The 19973-nt window shown below is 54.4% G+C and carries 18 protein-coding genes; 12 read left to right on the top strand and 6 right to left on the bottom strand.

Features of this window, described 5'->3' with window-relative positions:
* The 6 genes from mreC (at position 1) to tldD (ending at position 8929) form a co-directional block, all read left to right on the top strand.
* Complete coding sequence (mreC, locus tag ABGB15_RS02450) at positions 1-1005, top strand: rod shape-determining protein MreC (protein ID WP_215722421.1); 1005 nt, start codon at positions 1-3, stop codon at positions 1003-1005.
* Entirely contained in the window at positions 1005-1493 is a 489-nt protein-coding gene (mreD, locus tag ABGB15_RS02455) for a rod shape-determining protein MreD (RefSeq protein ID WP_029883265.1), read from the top strand. The genes mreC and mreD overlap by 1 nt, the downstream gene beginning before the upstream one ends.
* Positions 1494-1502: 9 nt before the next feature.
* Positions 1503-2096 (top strand): nucleoside triphosphate pyrophosphatase, encoded by a 594-nt coding sequence (locus ABGB15_RS02460; RefSeq protein WP_152082460.1) that lies wholly within the window; start codon positions 1503-1505, stop codon positions 2094-2096.
* Positions 2086-3555 carry a ribonuclease G gene (rng, locus tag ABGB15_RS02465; RefSeq protein WP_112013115.1) on the top strand — a complete coding sequence of 490 codons (1470 nt, stop codon included), beginning with the start codon at positions 2086-2088 and terminating at the stop codon, positions 3553-3555. The genes ABGB15_RS02460 and rng overlap by 11 nt, the downstream gene beginning before the upstream one ends.
* A gap of 43 nt (positions 3556-3598) precedes the next feature.
* Complete coding sequence (gene yhdP / locus ABGB15_RS02470) at positions 3599-7399, top strand: AsmA2 domain-containing protein YhdP (RefSeq protein ID WP_276851441.1); 3801 nt, start codon at positions 3599-3601, stop codon at positions 7397-7399.
* A gap of 84 nt (positions 7400-7483) precedes the next feature.
* Positions 7484-8929, top strand: coding sequence for a metalloprotease TldD (gene tldD / locus ABGB15_RS02475; RefSeq protein ID WP_152082458.1), 1446 nt, complete (start codon positions 7484-7486; stop codon positions 8927-8929).
* A 49-nt stretch (positions 8930-8978) separates the two neighbouring features.
* Here the strand turns inward: tldD and ABGB15_RS02480 are convergent, their stop codons facing one another.
* Both ABGB15_RS02480 and aaeR read right to left on the bottom strand, forming a co-directional pair.
* Positions 8979-9593 carry a YagU family protein gene (locus tag ABGB15_RS02480; protein WP_215722423.1) on the bottom strand — a complete coding sequence of 205 codons (615 nt, stop codon included), beginning with the start codon at positions 9591-9593 and terminating at the stop codon, positions 8979-8981.
* A gap of 220 nt (positions 9594-9813) precedes the next feature.
* Positions 9814-10740 (bottom strand): HTH-type transcriptional activator AaeR, encoded by a 927-nt coding sequence (aaeR, locus tag ABGB15_RS02485; protein ID WP_152082456.1) that lies wholly within the window; start codon positions 10738-10740, stop codon positions 9814-9816.
* A 179-nt stretch (positions 10741-10919) separates the two neighbouring features.
* Here aaeR and aaeX point away from each other — a divergent pair, with 179 nt between their 5' ends.
* The 5 genes from aaeX (at position 10920) to ABGB15_RS02510 (ending at position 15897) form a co-directional block, all read left to right on the top strand.
* Entirely contained in the window at positions 10920-11123 is a 204-nt protein-coding gene (gene aaeX, locus ABGB15_RS02490; RefSeq protein WP_003860416.1) for a p-hydroxybenzoic acid efflux pump operon protein AaeX, read from the top strand.
* 7 nt (positions 11124-11130) lie between these two features.
* Positions 11131-12063, top strand: a complete 933-nt coding sequence (gene aaeA, locus ABGB15_RS02495) for a p-hydroxybenzoic acid efflux pump subunit AaeA (RefSeq protein WP_152082455.1) — start codon at positions 11131-11133, stop codon at positions 12061-12063.
* 5 nt (positions 12064-12068) lie between these two features.
* Complete coding sequence (aaeB, locus tag ABGB15_RS02500) at positions 12069-14036, top strand: p-hydroxybenzoic acid efflux pump subunit AaeB (protein WP_215722424.1); 1968 nt, start codon at positions 12069-12071, stop codon at positions 14034-14036.
* Between the two features lie 88 nt (positions 14037-14124).
* The gene (locus tag ABGB15_RS02505; RefSeq protein ID WP_152082453.1) at positions 14125-15579 is read left to right on the top strand and encodes an NAD-dependent succinate-semialdehyde dehydrogenase; all 1455 of its coding nucleotides are present in this window, start codon (positions 14125-14127) and stop codon (positions 15577-15579) included.
* 45 nt (positions 15580-15624) lie between these two features.
* Positions 15625-15897 carry a barstar family protein gene (locus ABGB15_RS02510; RefSeq protein ID WP_152082452.1) on the top strand — a complete coding sequence of 91 codons (273 nt, stop codon included), beginning with the start codon at positions 15625-15627 and terminating at the stop codon, positions 15895-15897.
* Positions 15898-15956: 59 nt separating this feature from the next.
* Here ABGB15_RS02510 and yhcN (ABGB15_RS02515) read toward each other — a convergent pair whose 3' ends face one another.
* The 3 genes from yhcN (ABGB15_RS02515) to argR form a co-directional block, all read right to left on the bottom strand.
* Complete coding sequence (gene yhcN, locus ABGB15_RS02515) at positions 15957-16223, bottom strand: peroxide/acid stress response protein YhcN (protein ID WP_152082451.1); 267 nt, start codon at positions 16221-16223, stop codon at positions 15957-15959.
* 107 nt (positions 16224-16330) lie between these two features.
* On the bottom strand, positions 16331-16594 hold the full coding sequence (gene yhcN / locus ABGB15_RS02520; protein ID WP_152082450.1) for a peroxide/acid stress response protein YhcN: 264 nt from the start codon (positions 16592-16594) through the stop codon (positions 16331-16333).
* A gap of 378 nt (positions 16595-16972) precedes the next feature.
* A complete protein-coding gene (gene argR, locus ABGB15_RS02525; protein ID WP_010436133.1) occupies positions 16973-17443 on the bottom strand; it encodes a transcriptional regulator ArgR in 471 nt (156 codons plus the stop codon).
* 389 nt (positions 17444-17832) lie between these two features.
* On the opposite strand from argR, the gene mdh reads away from it, so the two are divergent.
* Entirely contained in the window at positions 17833-18771 is a 939-nt protein-coding gene (gene mdh / locus ABGB15_RS02530; RefSeq protein ID WP_152082449.1) for a malate dehydrogenase, read from the top strand.
* An 89-nt stretch (positions 18772-18860) separates the two neighbouring features.
* Here the strand turns inward: mdh and degS are convergent, their stop codons facing one another.
* Complete coding sequence (gene degS, locus ABGB15_RS02535; protein ID WP_152082448.1) at positions 18861-19928, bottom strand: outer membrane-stress sensor serine endopeptidase DegS; 1068 nt, start codon at positions 19926-19928, stop codon at positions 18861-18863.
* Positions 19929-19973: the final 45 nt, after the last annotated feature.

Here is a 19973-nt window from a genome sequence, read left to right on the forward strand (position 1 = left end):
ATGAAGCCAATTTTTAGCCGTGGCCCGTCGCTACAGTTTCGCCTTATCCTGGCGGTGCTGGTTGCGCTTGGGGTCATTATTGCCGATAGCCGCCTCGGTACGTTCAGCCAGATCAGAACGTACATGGATACCGCCGTCAGTCCTTTCTACTTTATATCAAATGGTCCCCGTGAACTGCTCGACTCCGTTTCACAAACGTTGTCCTCACGCGACCAGCTCGAACTCGAAAACCGCGCGTTACGTCAGGAACTGCTGCTGAAAAACAGCGAACTGCTGATGCTGGGACAATACAAGCAGGAAAACGCGCGTCTGCGTGAACTGCTTGGCTCGCCGCTGCGCCAGGATGAACAGAAAATGGTCACCCAGGTGATCTCCACCGTGAACGATCCGTACAGCGATCAGGTGGTGATCGACAAAGGCAGCGTCAACGGCGTGTATGAAGGTCAGCCTGTTATCAGCGATAAAGGCGTTGTGGGTCAGGTGGTGGCGGTTGCTAAGCTGACCAGCCGCGTACTGCTGATTTGTGATGCTACCCATGCGCTGCCGATTCAGGTCCTTCGTAACGATATTCGCGTCATTGCGGCCGGTAACGGCTGTACGGACGATCTCCAGCTCGAACACCTGCCCGCCAACACGGACATCCGTGTGGGTGATGTACTGGTAACCTCTGGTCTGGGTGGACGCTTCCCTGAAGGCTATCCGGTTGCGGTCGTCTCTTCTGTGAAACTTGATACTCAGCGTGCTTATACTGTCATTCAGGCGCGTCCAACGGCGGGTTTACAGCGTCTGCGCTACCTGCTGCTGCTGTGGGGTGCCGATCGTAACGGTTCAAACCCGATGACGCCGGAAGAGGTGCATCGCGTGGCGAATGAACGTCTGATGCAGATGATGCCGCAGGTTCTCCCGCCGCCGGATGCGATGGGGCCACCTGCGCCCGTGCCGGCCCCTGCTACGGGCATAACGGATGCACCGCCACCGCCGCAACTCTCTCCGGGAGGGCAGTAGTGGCAAGTTATCGCAGCCAGGGACGCTGGGTTATCTGGCTCTCGTTTCTCATTGCACTGTTGCTGCAAATCATGCCCTGGCCGGACGACATCCTCGTTTACCGGCCAAACTGGGTATTGCTCATTTTGCTTTACTGGATACTTGCCCTGCCGCACCGGGTAAATGTTGGCACAGGTTTTGTGATGGGTGCCATACTGGATCTCATTAGTGGCTCTACGCTTGGCGTACGCGCGTTATCCATGAGCATTATTGCGTATCTCGTCGCACTTAAATTCCAGCTCTTTCGTAACCTCGCGCTCTGGCAACAGGCGCTGGTGGTGATGTTGTTGTCGCTTGCTGCGGATATCGTTGTTTTCTGGGCAGAGTTTTTAGTGATCAACGTCTCTTTCCGACCGGAAGTGTTCTGGAGTAGTGTAGTAAACGGTGTGCTCTGGCCATGGCTGTTCCTGCTGATGCGTAAAATTCGCCAGCAGTTTGCTGTGCAATAAAAGGTTTCTATGACGTCTGTATATCTTGCCTCCGGTTCACCGCGTCGTCAGGAGTTGCTCACGCAGTTGGGTGTCTCCTTCGAACGCATCGTTACGGGTATCGAAGAAAAACGCGCTGAGGGTGAAAGTGCCCGGCAGTACGTTTCCCGTCTGGCGCGTGAGAAAGCGCAGGCCGGTGTGGCACAGGTGCCGCGCGACTTACCGGTACTGGGGGCTGATACCATCGTAATTCTCAACGGTGAAGTGCTTGAGAAACCGCGTGACGCGGAACATGCGGCGAACATGCTGCGTAAAATGTCCGGCCAAACGCATCAGGTAATGACGGCGGTGGCGCTGGCGGATAGCCAGAACGTGCTGGATTGCCTGGTCGTTACGGACGTCACGTTCAGAGTGCTGACTAACGACGAGATCGCCGCGTATATTGCCAGCGGTGAACCGATGGATAAAGCAGGTGCATACGGTATTCAAGGGTTGGGTGGCTGTTTTGTCAGGAAGATTAATGGCAGCTATCACGCCGTGGTCGGCTTACCGCTGGTGGAAACGTATGAGTTGCTGAGTAATTTTAACTCACTGCGTGAGGGAAGGGATAATTATGACGGCTGAATTGTTGGTAAACGTAACGCCCTCGGAAACCCGTGTGGCCTACATTGATGGTGGCATTCTTCAGGAAATTCATATTGAGCGTGAAGCGCGGCGCGGAATCGTAGGCAATATCTACAAAGGTCGTGTCAGTCGTGTACTACCGGGTATGCAGGCGGCTTTTGTAGATATTGGGCTCGATAAGGCGGCATTTTTGCATGCCTCTGACATCATGCCGCACACCGAGTGCGTGGCAGGCGAGGAGCAAAAGCAGTTCGCCGTTCGCGATATCTCTGAGCTGGTGCGTCAGGGCCAGGATCTGATGGTGCAGGTGGTCAAAGACCCGCTGGGCACCAAAGGGGCTCGTCTGACGACCGACATTACGCTACCTTCCCGTTATCTGGTCTTTATGCCGGGGGCGTCACACGTAGGCGTCTCGCAGCGCATTGAGAGCGAAAGCGAGCGCGAGCGCCTGAAAAAGGTGGTGAGTGCCTACTGCGATGAACAGGGCGGATTTATCATTCGTACCGCCGCAGAAGGGATCAGCGAAGAGGATCTTGCGTCCGATGCCGCCTACCTGAAGCGCGTCTGGACCAAAGTGATGGAGCGTAAAAAACGCAACCAGACCCGCTATCAGCTGTACGGTGAGCTGGCACTGGCTCAGCGCGTACTGCGTGATTTTGCCGATGCGCAGCTTGACCGCATTCGCGTTGACTCCCGCCTGACGTATGAAGCGCTGCTGGAATTTACCGCCGAGTACATTCCTGAAATGCCCGGTTTGCTTGAGCACTACTCTGGCCGTCAGCCTATTTTCGATCTCTATGATGTCGAAAACGAGATCCAGCGCGCGCTGGAGCGCAAGGTCGAGCTGAAGTCTGGTGGCTATCTGATCATCGATCAGACCGAAGCGATGACCACCGTGGACATCAACACAGGGGCGTTTGTCGGCCATCGTAACCTGGATGACACCATCTTTAACACCAACATCGAAGCGACGCAGGCGATTGCGCGTCAGCTTCGTCTGCGCAATCTGGGCGGCATTATCATCATCGACTTTATCGATATGAATAATGAAGATCACCGCCGCCGCGTGCTGCACTCGCTGGAGCAGGCGCTGAGTAAAGATCGTGTGAAAACCAGTATCAACGGCTTCTCACAGCTGGGTCTGGTGGAAATGACCCGGAAACGGACCCGCGAAAGCGTGGAACATGTTCTGTGTAACGAGTGTCCTACTTGCCATGGACGCGGTACGGTAAAGACGGTAGAGACAGTCTGCTACGAAATCATGCGTGAAATCGTCCGTGTCCACCATGCCTACGACTCAGACCGTTTTCTGGTCTATGCTTCCCCTGCGGTGGCAGAGGCGCTGAAAGGTGAAGAGTCGCATGCGCTGGCGGAGGTGGAAATCTTTGTCGGCAAACAGGTAAAAGTACAAATTGAGCCGCTCTACAACCAGGAGCAATTTGACGTCGTCATGATGTAAGGCGCGGTGCGCTGCAAGAATAAAGGCTGACAAGGAGAGACGCGTGAGGCGATTGCCGGGGATTTTACTGCTTACAGGGGCAACGCTGGTCGTGATTGTCGCGTTGCTCGTGAGCGGGTTGCGTCTCGTATTACCTCACCTGGACAGCTGGCGTCCGCAGGTACTGGCAAAAATCGAATCCGCCACCGGTGTACCGGTGGACGTGAGCCAGATCAGCGCGAGCTGGCAGAATTTTGGCCCGACGCTTGATGCACGCGATATCAATGCCAGCCTGAAAGATGGCGGCTATCTTAAAATCAAACGCGTCACCCTGGCGCTGGATGTCTGGCAAAGCCTGCTGCATCTGCGCTGGCAATTTCGCGACCTCACCTTTTATCAACTCAAGTTTTTGACTAATACCCCGCTGCGCAGCGGTGACAGCGGTCGGGGGCTTGAAACCAACCGCATCAGCGATCTCTTCCTGCGTCAGTTCGATCATTTCGATCTGCGCGACAGCGAAGTGAGCTTTATTACGCTCTCCGGCCAGCGCGCCGAACTGGCGATCCCACAGCTGACCTGGCTGAACGGTAAAGAGCGCCATCGCGCTGAAGGACAGGTCAATCTCTCCAGCCTGAACGGGCAGCATGGCGTAATGCAGGTGCGTATGGATCTGCGCGACGACAATGGCCTGCTGAATAACGGTAAAGTATGGCTGCAGGCCGACGATGTGGATGTGAAGCCGTGGCTGGGAGACTGGTTGCAGCAAAATATGCAGCTGGAAACTGCCCGTTTCAGCCTGGAAGGCTGGATGACCCTGACTAACGGGGAATTTGCCAGCGGTGATATCTGGCTCAAGCAGGGCGGCGCGAGCTGGAAAGGGGAAAATAACCAGCATCAGCTTTCCGTTGATAACCTCACTGCGCACGTCACAAAAGAGCAAAAGGGCTGGCAGTTTGCTATCCCGGATACGCGTATCACCATGGACAGTAAACCCTGGCCACGTGGTGCGCTGACGCTGGCCTGGATACCAGAGCAGGACGTCGGCGGTGTAAGCAATAAACGTAGCGATGAACTGCGCATCCGCGCCAGCAATCTGGATCTGGCGGCAGTTGAAGGGCTGCGCTCAATGGCCGCAAAACTCTCGCCGGAGCTGGGCGAAATCTGGCTGGCGACCCAACCGAGTGGGCAGATAGACCGGCTTGCGCTGGACATCCCGCTACAGGCGACAGAAAAAACGCGCTTTCTGGCTTCCTGGAACAATCTCGCCTGGAAACAGTGGAAGCTGCTGCCGGGGGCCGAGCACTTTAGCGGCAAGCTGGAAGGGAGCGTTGAAAACGGCAGGCTGACGGCAGAAATGCATGACGCCAAAATGCCCTACGAAACGGTCTTTCGCGCGCCGCTGGAAATTGAAAAAGGTAACGCCACGCTTAACTGGCTGAGAAACGATAAAGGTTTTCAGCTTGATGGCCGCCATATTGATGTAAAAGCCAAAGCAGTACATGCGCGCGGGGATTTCCGTTATTTACAGCCTGTGGGAGACGATCCATGGCTGGGTATTCTCGCGGGGATCAGTACCGATGACGGCTCGCAGGCCTGGCGCTACTTCCCGGAAAACCTGATGGGCAAAGCGCTGGTGGACTATCTGAGCGGCGCGATTCAGGGCGGCCAGGCGGATAACGCCACGCTGGTCTACGGTGGTAACCCGCACCTGTTCCCTTACAAGCATAATGAAGGCCAGTTCCAGGTGCTGGTGCCTTTGCACAACGCGACTTATGCCTTCCAGCCCGGCTGGCCTGCGCTGAAGAACCTGGATATCGAACTCAACTTTCTCAATGACGGATTATGGATGAAGTCAGACAACGTTGCGCTGGGTGGCGTAACGGCAAGTAACCTGACGGCAAACATCCCTGATTATTCCAAAGAGAAGTTGCTCATTGATGCGGATATTCACGGCCCTGGTAAAGCGGTCGGTCCGTACTTTGAAGAGACGCCGCTGAAAGACTCCCTGGCGGCAACGCTTGAGCAGCTCCAGCTTGATGGCGATGTGAATGCTCGCTTACATCTTGATATCCCGCTGGACGGGGAGATGACTACCGCCAAAGGCGATGTTCACCTCAGTAATAACAGTCTCTACATTAAGCCGCTGGAGAGCACGCTGAAAAACCTGAGTGGGCAGTTCAGCTTTGTGAACGGTAATCTGAAAAGTGAGCCGCTAAAGGCCACCTGGTTTAACCAGCCGATCAATATCGACTTCTCGACGACAGAGGGTGACAAAGCCTATCAGGTGGCGGTCAATATGGATGCCAGCTGGCAGCCAGCGAAGATGAATGTATTGCCGAAGCCAATTGAGGAGTCCATCGACGGTGCGGTTGCCTGGAATGGCAAAGTGGCAATCGAGCTGCCTTATCATGCCAGTGCGCGTTATACCGTTGATATCAGTGGCGATCTGAAAAATATCAGCAGCCGGTTGCCTGCGCCGCTGGATAAGAAAGCCGGGCAGCCGTTACCGATGAAAATTAACGTCGATGGCGGCATGAACAGCTTTGAGTTAACCGGTAGCGCAGGCGGGACAAACCATTTCAACAGCCGCTGGCTATTGAACCGAAAGCTGACGCTCGACAGAGCTATCTGGACCACGGACAGCCGCACGACACCGCCGCTACCTGAGCAGGCAGGCATTGAGCTGAATCTGCCGCCGATGGATGGTGCAGAATGGTTGGCGCTGTTCCAGAAAGGCGTGGGACAAAACGTCGATGACGCTGCCCAGTTCCCGCAAACCATCACGGTGCGTACGCCTTCGCTGACGCTGGGTGGACAACAATGGAATAACCTGAGCATCGTTTCGCAGCCAACAATCAACGGTTCGAAAGTGGAGGCTCAGGGCAGAGAAATTAACGGTACGCTGACTCTGCGCGACAACGCGCCGTGGCTGGCGGCGATCCGTTATCTCTACTACAACCCGGCAACTGCGGCGGCCAACGATCGGCCGACAAGCGCATCGCCGTTCAGCAATGTCTCTCGCGTGGATTTCAGCGGCTGGCCCGATCTCCAGTTGCGCTGTGCTGAATGCTGGTTGTGGGGGCAAAAATATGGCCGTATCGATGGCGATTTCACTATTAAGGGTAATACCCTGAGTCTCGCTGGTGGTCTGGTTGATACCGGCTTTGGTCGCCTGACGGCCAATGGCGAGTGGGTGAATAACCCCGGCGAAGAGCGAACGTCACTGAAAGGCGACATTAAGGGTAACAAGCTGGATGCGGCGGCGAACTTCTTTGGCATCAGCACGCCGTTACGTGGATCGTCGTTCAATGTGAACTACGATCTGCACTGGCGCGCAGCGCCGTGGAAGCCAGACGAAGCCTCGCTGAACGGCATCCTGAAAACCCACTTCGGCAAGGGTGAAATTGCAGACGTCAGTACCGGCCATGCTGGTCAGATATTGCGTCTGCTGAGCTTCGATGCGCTGCTGCGCAAGCTGCGTTTTGACTTCAGTGATACCTTTAGCGAAGGTTTCTATTACGATTCCATCCGCAGCACGGCTTGGATCAAAGACGGCGTGCTGCATACTGACGATACGCTGGTGGACGGCCTCGAAGCGGATATCGCGATGAAAGGGTCGGTGAACCTTGTGCGTCGGGAGCTGGATATGGAAGCCGTCGTGGCACCTGAAATCTCCGCGACTGTCGGTGTCGCCGCAGCCTTTGTGGTGAACCCGATTGTCGGAGCCGCGGTATTTGCCGCCAGTAAGGTACTGGGACCACTGTGGAGCAAGGTTTCTATTTTGCGTTACCGGATCACGGGTCCGGTTGATAAGCCGCAGATTAATGAAGTGCTGCGCCAGCCGCGCAAAGATGCACAGCAATGATTTGACGTAGGCAGGTAATTGCCTCACTCTCAGTAAATATGATCTTTTTACCGCCACAAGCGGCAACGAACGAGTAGCAATACGATGAGTCTGAACCTGGTAAGTGAACATTTGCTCGCAGCGAACGGCCTGAGCCATCAGGACCTGTTCTCCATTCTTGGTCAACTGACCGAACGCCGTCTCGACTACGGCGATCTCTATTTCCAGTCGAGCTATCACGAATCCTGGGTTCTGGAAGACAGCATCATCAAAGATGGCTCTTACAACATCGACCAGGGCGTCGGTGTGCGTGCCGTCAGCGGTGAGAAAACCGGTTTTGCCTATGCAGACCAGATAAGCCTGGCCGCGCTGGAGCAGAGTGCGCAGGCTGCGCGCACCATCGTGCGTGAAACCGGTGATGGTCGCGTGAAAACGCTCGGTGAAGTTCAGCATTCTGCGCTTTATACCAGCATCGATCCGCTGCAGAGCATGAGCCGTGAAGAGAAGCTGGATATCCTGCGTCGCGTGGACAACGTGGCGCGCGCCGCAGACAAACGCGTGCAGGAAGTCTCTGCCAGCCTGAGCGGTGTCTATGAACTGATTCTGGTGGCGGCGACTGACGGGACGCTGGCCGCTGACGTGCGTCCGCTGGTGCGTCTTTCTGTCAGCGTGCAGGTAGAAGATGACGGCAAGCGCGAGCGCGGCTCCAGCGGCGGCGGTGGTCGTTTTGGTTATGACTGGTTCCTCGGTGATGTTGACGGTGAAGCACGTGCTGACGCATGGGCGAAAGAAGCGGTGCGTATGGCACTGGTGAATCTCTCGGCGGTTGCGGCTCCGGCGGGGACGTTACCGGTGGTACTCGGCGCAGGCTGGCCGGGTGTGCTGCTGCACGAAGCGGTGGGACATGGTCTGGAAGGGGACTTTAATCGTCGCGGTACGTCCGTATTTAGCGGCCAGATGGGACAACTTGTCTCCTCTGAACTGTGTACCGTGGTGGACGACGGCACGATGCAAGATCGTCGTGGCTCAATTTCTATCGATGATGAAGGTACGCCAGGCCAGTACAACGTATTGATCGAAAACGGCGTGCTGAAAGGCTACATGCAGGACAAGCTCAACGCGCGTCTGATGGGCGTTGCGCCAACGGGTAACGGTCGTCGTGAATCCTACGCGCACCTGCCGATGCCGCGCATGACCAACACCTACATGCTGCCGGGTCAATCCACACCACAGGAGATCATCGAATCCGTTGATTACGGGATCTTCGCGCCAAACTTTGGCGGCGGGCAGGTGGACATCACCTCCGGTAAGTTTGTCTTCTCGACTTCAGAAGCCTACCTGATTGAGAAGGGCAAAGTGACCAAAGCGGTGAAAGGCGCGACGCTGATTGGCTCCGGTATTGAAGCCATGCAGCAGATCTCCATGGTCGGTAACGATCTCAAGCTGGATAACGGCGTGGGTGTCTGCGGCAAAGAGGGCCAGAGCCTGCCGGTTGGCGTCGGCCAGCCAACGCTGAAAGTGGACAGTTTAACGGTGGGCGGAACGGCCTGACCTGAACAGTCATGAAAAAATGGCGCTACCCGAGAGTAGCGCCATTTTTTTAACGTAAGTTACCCAGCGGGATTTCCGGATCGGGTTCGTGAGTTATGCGATTACGCAAATCACGACGAATAATTTCGATCGACCAGAACCAGACCAGATGGCCCACGATCTCAGAGACGTGTTCGTACCACGGCAGTTCAAAAAGGGGTGGTGTAAGGCCCATCAGGGGGAATGAAATCATATGGACAAAAAGCTGGGCTAAAGCACCGGCGAGCAAACCTTGCCAGAGTTTAATTTTCGGGAAAACTTCAGCGACGATGCAATATCCTACGGCAAATACAATGGAGAAGATGATATGCGTGACGCCTACCCAGTTAAATATATGCCCGGCAAATGTATAAACTGCGGCGTTAGGATCGACCACCCCTAACCAGTCGCGCAGAAATACGTACGGTGGATTTAAAAAGTTGCGTGAGCAATCGATTTGGCTTGCCGCTCTAATTAATTGTTCTGGCCCGCACGCCCCGTTGAATAAATCGGTCGGGCTGCGTGGAGGAAGTGGAACCTCTGCGCCCCATTTTACAAACGCAGAGACAATCCCTGCAATCAAACCAATGAATACCGCGAGTCCGTAGCGCCTGCGTGAAGGCGGTGTTTGTTCAAAGAAATTCATTTTCTGGTCCTTGTTTAAAATGTTCCTGATAAATATTTGTTATTATTCTTGTGTGTAACAATAAAATAACAGCCTGAGTTTCAGACGACTTACAAGATAAATGGCGAGTGGCAAGAGTGTCAATTAACTATTCTTGATAGCAGGGAGGGGATATTCCTGAATTCCTGCTTATGAAACTCAGGAAATATTCATGCCAAATATAATTTCAGCCTTTAATTAATTACTCCTTCCTTCTTCCCCGCATACCCTGAAACAGCTCTGCGACTTCCACAAAATACTCGGTGAGGTAGTTAATGCAGACTTGCACTTTAAGCGGCAACTTATCTTTCTCGGTATATAACGCGTAAACCGGGCGTGGGTCGGACTGGTAGCGCGGGAACAGGATCTCCAGCTCGCCGCTGTTGATCTCTTTGATTACCCACATCAACGGTACGTAGGCAATTCCCGCCCCGGCAACCAGCCAGCGGGAGATAGTCATCGGGTCATTGGTGACAAACCGGCCCTCCGGCAGCAGTTTGGTGGAAAGCCCTTCCGGGGCAATCAGCTCAAATTCATTATCCGGGCGAACGCTGTATTCCAGCCATGAATGATTACTTAAATCGGCGGGCTTCTCCGGGACCCCGTACTGAGCCAGATAGTTTTTCGAGGCGCAAACCACCATCGGCATGCTGCCCAGCCGACGGGAGAAGAGGCTGGAGTCCTGCAGCGCACCAACGCGGATCACCACGTCCAGACCGTCGGCAATCAGGTCCGGGGCTGGAATGCCCGTCACCAGATTCACGGTTAATCCGGGATACTCTTTCAACATTTCCGCCGTCATGGCAGCGAGAACATTTTGTGCCATAGTTGAAGAACACCCAATGCGCAGCGTGCCGATAGGCGTGTTATTAAAGGCGTAGAGCTGCTCGTGAACATCCTGCACTTCATGCAGCATGCGACGACAGCCCTGATAATAAATTTTACCGGCTTCCGTCAGTCCGATGCTGCGGGTGCTGCGGTTCAGCAGCTTCACCTGCAACTCATCTTCCAGTTTAGAGACGGTCTGGCTGATGGAAGAGACGCTCATTTGCAGCTGCCTGGCGGCGGCGGTAAACGAGCCAAGTTCGACCACTTTGGCAAACACCGACATGCGTTTTAAACGTTCCATTGTTCACTCTGGCTTAAAAGTGATTTAGATCACATATTATAGATAACAGCATAACAGTTACGTTAATATATTATTAATTACACAACGGCTGCGCCACTCTCGCCCGGCTTTTCCTGCTCTCCTGCGGCGGCGCATGCTTAAAAATACTGTAGCCTGCACTCTCTCTAATCAAGGTCAACATGAGTCTGTTTCCCGTTATCGTGGTGTTCGGTCTGTCGTTCCCCCCGATCTTTTTCGAGCTTCTTTTATCACTGGCGATCTTCTGGCTGGTGCGCAAGGTGCTGGTCCCTACCGGGATCTACGATTTCGTCTGGCATCCTGCATTGTTTAACACCGCGCTGTATTGCTGCCTTTTTTATTTAATATCGCGCATGTTTGTCTGAGGTTGATGTGAAAACGCTAACAAGAAAAATCTCCCGCACTGCCATCACCATGGCGCTGGTTATCCTGGCGTTCATTGCCATTTTCCGCGCCTGGGTTTATTACACTGAATCACCGTGGACCCGCGATGCGCGTTTCAGCGCAGACGTGGTGGCGATAGCGCCTGATGTTGCTGGTCTTATCACCGCCGTTAACGTTCACGATAACCAGCTGGTGAAAAAAGATCAGGTGCTGTTCACCATCGACCAGCCCCGCTATCAGAAAGCGTTAGAAGAAGCGAACGCAGACGTAGCCTATTACCAGGCGCTGGCCGCGGAAAAACGTCGCGAAGCAGGGCGTCGTAATCAACTGGGCATCCAGGCGATGTCCCGTGAAGAGATTGATCAGTCCAATAACGTGCTGCAAACCGTGCTGCACCAGTTGGCGAAAGCGGAAGCGACGCGCGATCTGGCGAAGCTCGATCTGGAGCGTACCGTCATTCGTGCGCCTTCAGACGGCTGGATCACCAACCTGAACGTTTATGCCGGAGAATTTATCACGCGTGGCTCTACCGCTGTGGCGCTGGTGAAGCAGAACTCTTTCTATGTCCTGGCTTATATGGAAGAGACCAAACTGGAAGGCGTCCGTCCGGGCTACCGCGCAGAGATCACGCCGCTTGGCAGCAATCGCGTCTTTAAAGGCACCGTTGACAGCGTTGCCGCAGGCGTGACCAACGCCAGCAGCACCAACGATACCAAAGGTATGGCCACGGTGGATTCCAATCTTGAGTGGGTCCGTCTGGCGCAGCGTGTGCCGGTGCGTATCCATCTCGATGAGCAGCAGGGCAATCTGTGGCCTGCGGGCACCACAGCGACGGTTGTGATCACCGGTGAAAAAGACCGTGATGCCAGCCAGGATTCCATCTTCCGTAAAATCGCCCATCGCCTGCGCGAGTTTGGTTAATCGTTATGGGTATCTTTTCCATCGCCAGCCAGCACATCCGCTTCGCCGTGAAGCTGGCGTGCGCCATCGTGCTGGCGCTGTTTGTCGGTTTCCACTTCCAGCTGGAAACGCCCCGCTGGGCGGTGCTGACGGCGGCGATTGTCGCGGCAGGCCCTGCCTTTGCGGCGGGCGGTGAGCCTTACTCCGGCGCAATTCGTTACCGCGGGATGCTGCGCATCGTCGGGACGTTTATCGGCTGTATCGCTGCGCTCACCATTATCATTCTGATGATCCGCACGCCGCTGCTGATGATTATGGTGTGCTGCATCTGGGCAGGGTTTTGTACCTGGGTCTCCTCGCTGGTAAAGGTGGAAAACTCCTACGCATGGGGGCTGTCTGGTTACACCGCGCTGATTATCGTCATCACTATCCAGACCAATCCGCTGCTTGCTCCACAGTTTGCTCTGGAGCGCTGTAGCGAGATTGTGATTGGTATCGTCTGCGCCATCGTCGCTGACCTGCTTTTCTCTCCGCGCTCCATCAAGCAGGAAGTGGATCGCGAGCTGGACGCGTTGATTGTGGCGCAGTATCAACTGATGCAGCTGTGTATTAAGCATGGCGACAGTGAAGAGGTCGACAAAGCCTGGAGCGGGCTGGTACGTCGCGCGCAGGCGCTGGAGGGGATGCGCAGCAACCTGAATATGGAGTCCTCACGCTGGTCCCGTGCTAACCGCCGACTGAAAGCGATTAACACCGTTGCATTAACGCTGATTACTCAGGCGTGTGAAACCTACCTGATTCAAAATACCCGTCCTGAAGTGGTCACTGACACCTTCCGCGAGCTGTTCGCCGAGCCCGTCGAAACGGTGCAGGATGTGCATAAACAGCTTAAGCGTATGCGCAGGGTGATAGCGTGGACCGGGGAGCGTGACACGCCGGTAACGATTTACACCTGGGTTGGGGCGGCGACACGTTACCTGCTGCTGAAACGCGGCGTGATCGGCAATGCAAAAATCAGTGCCGCAGAAGAAGAGGTGCTACAGGGGGAAGTGGTGATCAAAGCGGAGTCGGCAGAGCGCCACCACGCGATGGTGAACTTCTGGCGTACCACGCTTGCCTGTATGCTTGGGACGTTGTTCTGGCTGTGGACTGGCTGGACGTCCGGTAGTGGTGCGATGGTGATGATTGCCGTTGTCACCTCGCTGGCGATGCGCCTGCCGAACCCGCGCATGGTCGCCATCGACTTCCTGTACGGGACGATTGCTGCACTGCCCATCGGGGCGCTCTATTTCCTGGTGATCATCCCGTCGACCCAGCAAAGCATGTTGCTGCTCTGCATTAGCCTTGCGGTCATGGCGTTCTTTATTGGTATCGAAGTTCAAAAACGCCGTCTGGGATCGCTGGGGGCGCTGGCGAGTACCATTAACATTATCGTGCTGGATAACCCGATGACGTTCCACTTCAGCCAGTTCCTCGACAGTGCGTTAGGGCAACTGGTGGGCTGCTTCCTGGCGATGATGGTGATCCTGCTGGTACGGGATAACTCGCAGGCGCGGACAGGTCGCGTGCTGCTGAACCAGTTTGTCTCCGCAGCCGTGTCGTCCATGACCACCAACACTGCGCGTCGCAGAGAGAACCATCTGCCTGCGCTCTATCAGCAGCTGTTTTTACTGCTCAATAAATTCCCTGGTGACATTGCGAAGTTCCGCCTGGCGTTAACCATGATCATTGCGCATCAGCGTCTGCGTAATGCGCCAGTGCCGATAAACGACGATCTGTCCGCGTTTCACCGCCAGCTGCGCCGTACTGCCGACCATGTGCTGTCTGCGTCCAGTGACGACAAAAGACGCCGTTACTTCCAGCAACTGCTGGAAGAGCTGGAGATATACCAGGAGAAGCTGCGTGTCTGGGAAGCCCCGCCTCAGGTGACCGAGCCGGTAGGTCGGCTGGTGGGGATGCTGCATCGCTATCAGAGTGCCCTTACGGATAACTGAAGAATGTAAAAAACCGACGCCAGAAGCGTCGGTTTTTTTGTGGCTATACTTATTTCTGCAGGCTCTTACATTCAGAAAGGGAGGACACATGACTACCCAGGCTCTCCAGGACAACATCCTTTTTCAGAACGGATATTTGGTTAACGGCATCTGGAAAACACTCGACACCACCTTTGATGTGCTGAACCCGGCGACGGGCGAGGTGATCGCCAAAGTGGCAAAAGCGGGTAAAGCAGAAACCGAAGAGGCAATTGCCGCGGCGACGAAAGCCTTCCCCGCATGGCGCGCCAAAACCGCGAAAGAGCGTTCAACGATCCTCTACCGCTGGTATGAACTGATTATTGAGAATAAGCGCTGGCTCGGGCGGTTAATGACCACCGAACAGGGTAAGCCCCTGAAAGAGGCCGAGGGTGAAGTGGAGTATGCCGCCAGCTTTATTCAGTGGTTTGCCGAGCAGGCTAAACGCGCCAACGGTGAAATCATCCCGCCGATCAAACCCGGCTCCCGCATTCTGGCAACTCGCGAGCCTGTTGGCGTGGTTGCCGCTATTACGCCGTGGAATTTCCCGATGGCAATGCTCACCCGCAAGCTCGGCCCGGCGCTGGCGGCAGGGTGTACCGGCGTCATCAAACCCGCCAATAACACGCCGCTCAGCGCCTTCGCGCTGCTGACGCTGGCAAAGCAGGCGGGTGTGCCGGACGGCGTCCTTAACGCGGTCGCGGGAAACACCTCTGAAATCAGCGATGCCATTATGGCCAGCCACGACGTGCGCAAAATTTCGTTCACCGGCTCGACTTCCGTCGGCAAAACGCTGGTACGCAACGCCGCAGAGACGATGAAAAAAGTCTCTATGGAGCTTGGCGGGAACGCGCCGTATATCGTCTTTGAAGACGCAGATATTGATGCCGCCGTTAAAGGGGCGATTGCGAATAAGTTCCGCAATGCCGGGCAGGTCTGCGTCAGCGTAAACCGCTTTTATATTCAGGAAACGGTTTACGACAAGTTTGTGAACCAGCTTGCCGACGCGGTGAATGCGCTGAAGGTCGGAAACGGTCTGGAGGAGGGCGTTGTCGTTGGCCCATTGATTGAGCCTTCTGCGGTTAACAAAGTGAAAGAGCACGTTGAAGATGCGGTTGCGAAAGGCGCTACCGTGCTGGCGGGTGGGAAACCACATGCGTTGGGCGGCAACTTCTGGACGCCGACGGTGCTTGGTGACTGCCACGAAGGGATGAAGCTGGCAGAAGAGGAGACGTTCGGCCCGGTGGCGGCCTGCTTCCGGTTTACGTCGGAAGATGAAGTGATTATGCGTGCCAACAATACGCCTTACGGGCTGGCAGCCTACTTCTATACCCAGAATTTGTCGCGCGTGTTCCGCGTCTCGCAGGCCATTGAGAGCGGTATGATTGGCATCAACGAATGTGCGGTGTCTACAGAGCTGGGGCCTTTTGGCGGCGTAAAAGAGTCCGGGCTGGGCCGGGAAGGGTCGGTGCTGGGGCTGGAAGAGTTTCTGGAAGTCAAAACCCTGCATATCGGGGGATTATAATAGTCAGGGCGGCATCTGCCGCCCGCGGGGATTGGGTGGCTGGCAATGAAAATCTATACCTTTGATTTTGACGAGATCGACAGTCAGGATGACTTCTATCGCGAATTTATCCGGGCGTTTGACCTGGAGCGGGAAAGCGTCACCAATCTTGATACGCTGTGGGATGTGGTCACCGGTAGTCAGTTGCCGTTACCGCTGGAGATAGAGTTTATTCATCTGCCTGATAAGCTGCGCAGACGCTTTGGCGCGCTGATTTTGCTGTTTGATGAAGCAGAAGAAGAGCTGGAAGGGCAGCTACGTTTTAACGCGCGCCATTAACAAAAAAGCCCCTGACCGGGAGGCCAGGGGCAAGTCGTATGATGAGATACGACGAGGGTTTATTTATACAGTTCTGCCGTCGCATGCCAGTGGTCACCCTGATTCAGTTCGGTGACGCGATAGCTACTGGCTCCTGCTTTTTCAGCTTTAGCGGCCAGTGCCTGGCGGATATCCATTGGTGAACTTGCAACGGAAGTGACGGCGATGCTCCCCATTGGCTGCAGGTTTTCTGCCTGCTGAGCGTTAACCTGTTGCACGGCTGCACTTGCGCCGAAAGAGAGAACAGAGGCCAGGCCGAGGGTAGCGATGATTAATTTGGTTTTCATAGTCTTTACTCCTGAAAAGGTTTTGCTCAACGGCGAGAAGGGTTGAACTGCTATTTTTATGCCTGGTGCCGTTGAGTGGAGAATAATGTCTTCGGTATTACTAAAACTTATTTATACAGCTCAGCGGTTGCGTGCCAGTGGTCGCCGGTACGCGCTTCAATGATGCGATAAGATGACGCACCCTGTTCTTCCGCTTTTTTGTTCAGCATCTCATGCATGTCCATCGGAGATGTCCCGACAGCACCAACAGAAACCGTACCGATTGCCTGACGGGACTGCGCCTGATCGGCATTGATGGTATCGGCAGCGAAAGCACCGAATGACAGAACAGACAGGACGCTCAGCGTTGCTACAGTGGTTTTGATTTTCATGATTTTTACCTCGTCGAATTTTTTACTGGGGTCTTCGTTTCGTGACCCTCATCACAAAATCAAGTATACACTAATCACGCAAAAAATTAATACCAGACTAATTGTTTCAGTGGTAATTACGTGTTAACAGATATAATTTTTATAACCAAATTGCATAAAAATGGTCATTTTATCGACACAATGTTAGGTTATGTCTAAAAAAATCATATGGATATGAGGCTTTGATTTTTTGTGCGATTTATTGATGTGGTATTCACTGGAGGAATGTTAATGGCTGGTAAAAAGCACTATTTGTCAAAGGAAAGGGCGGCATAAAAAAGGGGGAAACGAGACGGGAGCAGAATGATCCCCGCAGCCAGACGCCACGGGGCGGCGAAATTACAGTTCCTGTTCGAACAGAACCAGAATCGCTTCGTAGAGATCTTTAACGGAGAAACCATTTGCCGGGGTGGTGAAGATCGTATCGTCACCGGCAATGGTGCCCAGAATACCTTCCGCTTTCCCTAACGAGTCCAGCAGGCGGGCAATCAGCTGCGCGGCACCGGGGCTGGTGTGGATTACCACAACGGCGTCGTTGTAGTCGATGTCCAGAACCAGATTCTTCAGCGGACTGGAGGTGGTCGGCACGCCAAGTTCAGCAGGCAGGCAATAGACCATTTCCATTTTGGCGTTACGGGTACGTACCGCGCCAAACTTGGTTAACATGCGGGAGACTTTCGACTGATTGATGTTTTCGAAGCCTTGTTCCTGCAACGCCTGAACAATTTCTCCCTGAGAACTGAATTTCTCTTCTTTGAGTAGCGCTTTAAACGCCTTTACTAATTCTTCTTGCTTAGACGAGCTTCGCATAAGTCACCCGGAATATGACGATAGAAACAACATTATTATGCATGTGGATGAATTTTTATGCAAACAATCTGCCAGGACCCAGGCTGAAATAATGTTATGAAAGGGAATGATTTTATCAGATTTCGTTATCAGAAAACATGCCTGGGTCACGCCGCGCAAATAAGCCTAAAAGTAAATTAAATGTTATCAAAATGATGTTGTTTTGGTGGCGTGGCAGGGTGTATTGTAACCCCCTCTTGATTCGTCGCCCCCGAGGGTATGCTTACGAGGGTGAAAAGCGCGTGACCTCAAATTCTTTAGCTTCGAAAATTGTAATTATTTACCTGCTGAATTATGGTCGCCGCAACGGAGTTACAGATACTTAAGTTAACCATAATAAGGAGTTTAGGATGAAAGTCGCAGTCCTCGGCGCTGCTGGTGGTATCGGCCAGGCGCTTGCCCTACTACTGAAAACCCAACTGCCTTCAGGCTCAGAACTCTCCCTGTACGATATTGCTCCGGTGACCCCAGGTGTGGCGGTTGACCTGAGCCACATCCCGACAGCTGTGAAAATCAAAGGCTTCTCCGGTGAAGATGCACGTCCTGCGCTGCAGGGTGCCGACGTTGTGCTGATCTCTGCAGGCGTGGCGCGTAAGCCTGGCATGGATCGTTCTGATCTGTTCAACGTCAACGCGGGCATCGTGAAAAACCTGGTGCAGCAGATCGCTGAAATTTGCCCGAAAGCCTGTATCGGTATCATCACCAACCCGGTGAATACCACGGTTGCTATCGCGGCAGAAGTGCTGAAGAACGCGGGTGTTTACGACAAGAACAAACTGTTTGGCGTGACCACGCTGGATATTATTCGCTCCAATACCTTCGTGGCTGAGCTGAAAGGCAAACAGCCTGGAGAAGTGGAAGTGCCGGTTATCGGTGGTCACTCTGGTGTGACAATTCTGCCTCTGCTGTCACAGATCCCAGGTGTGAGCTTCACCGATCAGGAAGTGGCTGACCTGACCAAACGCATCCAGAACGCGGGCACCGAAGTGGTGGAAGCGAAGGCGGGTGGCGGTTCTGCAACGCTGTCTATGGGCCAGGCGGCGGCACGTTTCGGTCTGTCTCTGGTTCGCGCACTGCAGGGCGAGAAAGGCGTGGTGGAATGCGCTTACGTTGAAGGCGACGGCGAGCACGCCCGCTTCTTCTCTCAGCCGCTGCTGCTGGGCAAAAACGGTATCGAAGAACGTCAGCCTATTGGTAAGCTGAGCGCGTTTGAACAAAATGCGATGGAAGGCATGCTGGATACGCTGAAGAAAGATATCACCCTGGGCGAAGAGTTCGTTAACAAGTAACACGAACTGTCTCTTATAGGCCGGGTAAGCGTTCGCGCCACCCGGCAAAAAAACCGAAGCACTTACTGGCTTCGGTTTTTTTATGGCTGTCAGTTCGTTGCCGGGTATTCCTGAATCGTCACCTGAATCGTCAGCTTCTTATCATTACGCATGACTTCGACAGGGATGATTGAGCCAGGACGAATTTCTGCCACCTGGTCCATGGTCTCCAGCGCCGAAACCGCCGGAACGCCATTCACCGACACGATGACGTCGTTAACCTGAATACCCGCTGCTGCTGCCGGGCCACCAGGTGCCACTTCGTTGACCACAATCCCCTGGATCTGGTCGATACCGCCGCCCTGCGTATGCATTGGCGCAATCTCACGGCCGCCAATACCAATATAACCGCGGATCACGCGACCATCGCGGATCAGCTTATCCATAATCTTGGTGGCGAGCTGGAACGGAATGGCAAAGCCGATCCCTTCCGGTGTCTCGCCGTCGTTGCTCTTATCAAATGAGAGCGTGTTGATGCCCATCAGTTCGCCGAGCGAATTGACCAGCGCACCGCCGGAGTTACCGTGGTTAATCGACGCATCGGTCTGCAGGAAGTTTTGCCGCCCTGACGGGTTCAAGCCGATTCGACCGGTGGCGCTGATAATCCCCTGGGTGATGGTTTGCCCCAGGTTGTATGGGTTACCGATAGCCAGCACCACGTCGCCGATGTGCGGTGTCCGTTTACGGTTAATCGGGATGGTCGGCAGCCCGCCCGTGGCGTTGATCTTCAGTACCGCGAGGTCCGTCAGGCTGTCGGAGCCAACCAGTAAGGCCTCAAACACGCGGCCATCCTGCAATGCGACGATAATCTGGTCAGCATCGTTGATCACGTGTTTGTTGGTAATAATGTAGCCGCGATCGTCCATAATCACGCCGGAGCCGAGTGTGCGGATCTCCAGCTGGTTATGAGCCGAGCTGTTGAGACCACGGTTATAGACGTTTACCACGGCAGGCGCAGCACGGCGAACGGCCTGATTATAGGTGGCAGGCGTTTCATCCGCGCTGTCGAACTGGGGGGCCGTCAGCTTGCTAAACTGACGCAAAGACGGCATAGCCACTAACAGCAGGCCGGCAACGATCAAACCAATGACAATTGAACGAAAGAGCTTTACAAGCATGATGCGCGTATCGTTAAAAAAGGAACGGTTTGCAGCATAACATGA

Origin of the sequence: Enterobacter sp. MALB-1 (assembly GCF_041021625.1) — a bacterium.
In the GTDB taxonomy this organism is placed as follows: Bacteria; Pseudomonadota; Gammaproteobacteria; order Enterobacterales; family Enterobacteriaceae; genus Enterobacter; species Enterobacter oligotrophicus.

Coding starts and splice junctions, on each gene's coding strand:
- mreC (WP_215722421.1), top strand. CDS start 1: ATGAAGCCAATTTTTAGCCGTGGCCCGTCGCTACAGTTTCGCCTTATC.
- ABGB15_RS02460 (WP_152082460.1), top strand. CDS start 1,503: ATGACGTCTGTATATCTTGCCTCCGGTTCACCGCGTCGTCAGGAGTTG.
- rng (WP_112013115.1), top strand. CDS start 2,086: ATGACGGCTGAATTGTTGGTAAACGTAACGCCCTCGGAAACCCGTGTG.
- tldD (WP_152082458.1), top strand. CDS start 7,484: ATGAGTCTGAACCTGGTAAGTGAACATTTGCTCGCAGCGAACGGCCTG.
- ABGB15_RS02480 (WP_215722423.1), bottom strand. CDS start 9,593: ATGAATTTCTTTGAACAAACACCGCCTTCACGCAGGCGCTACGGACTC.
- aaeR (WP_152082456.1), bottom strand. CDS start 10,740: ATGGAACGTTTAAAACGCATGTCGGTGTTTGCCAAAGTGGTCGAACTT.
- aaeX (WP_003860416.1), top strand. CDS start 10,920: ATGAGTCTGTTTCCCGTTATCGTGGTGTTCGGTCTGTCGTTCCCCCCG.
- aaeB (WP_215722424.1), top strand. CDS start 12,069: ATGGGTATCTTTTCCATCGCCAGCCAGCACATCCGCTTCGCCGTGAAG.
- ABGB15_RS02505 (WP_152082453.1), top strand. CDS start 14,125: ATGACTACCCAGGCTCTCCAGGACAACATCCTTTTTCAGAACGGATAT.
- ABGB15_RS02510 (WP_152082452.1), top strand. CDS start 15,625: ATGAAAATCTATACCTTTGATTTTGACGAGATCGACAGTCAGGATGAC.
- yhcN (WP_152082451.1), bottom strand. CDS start 16,223: ATGAAAACCAAATTAATCATCGCTACCCTCGGCCTGGCCTCTGTTCTC.
- yhcN (WP_152082450.1), bottom strand. CDS start 16,594: ATGAAAATCAAAACCACTGTAGCAACGCTGAGCGTCCTGTCTGTTCTG.
- argR (WP_010436133.1), bottom strand. CDS start 17,443: ATGCGAAGCTCGTCTAAGCAAGAAGAATTAGTAAAGGCGTTTAAAGCG.
- mdh (WP_152082449.1), top strand. CDS start 17,833: ATGAAAGTCGCAGTCCTCGGCGCTGCTGGTGGTATCGGCCAGGCGCTT.
- degS (WP_152082448.1), bottom strand. CDS start 19,928: ATGCTTGTAAAGCTCTTTCGTTCAATTGTCATTGGTTTGATCGTTGCC.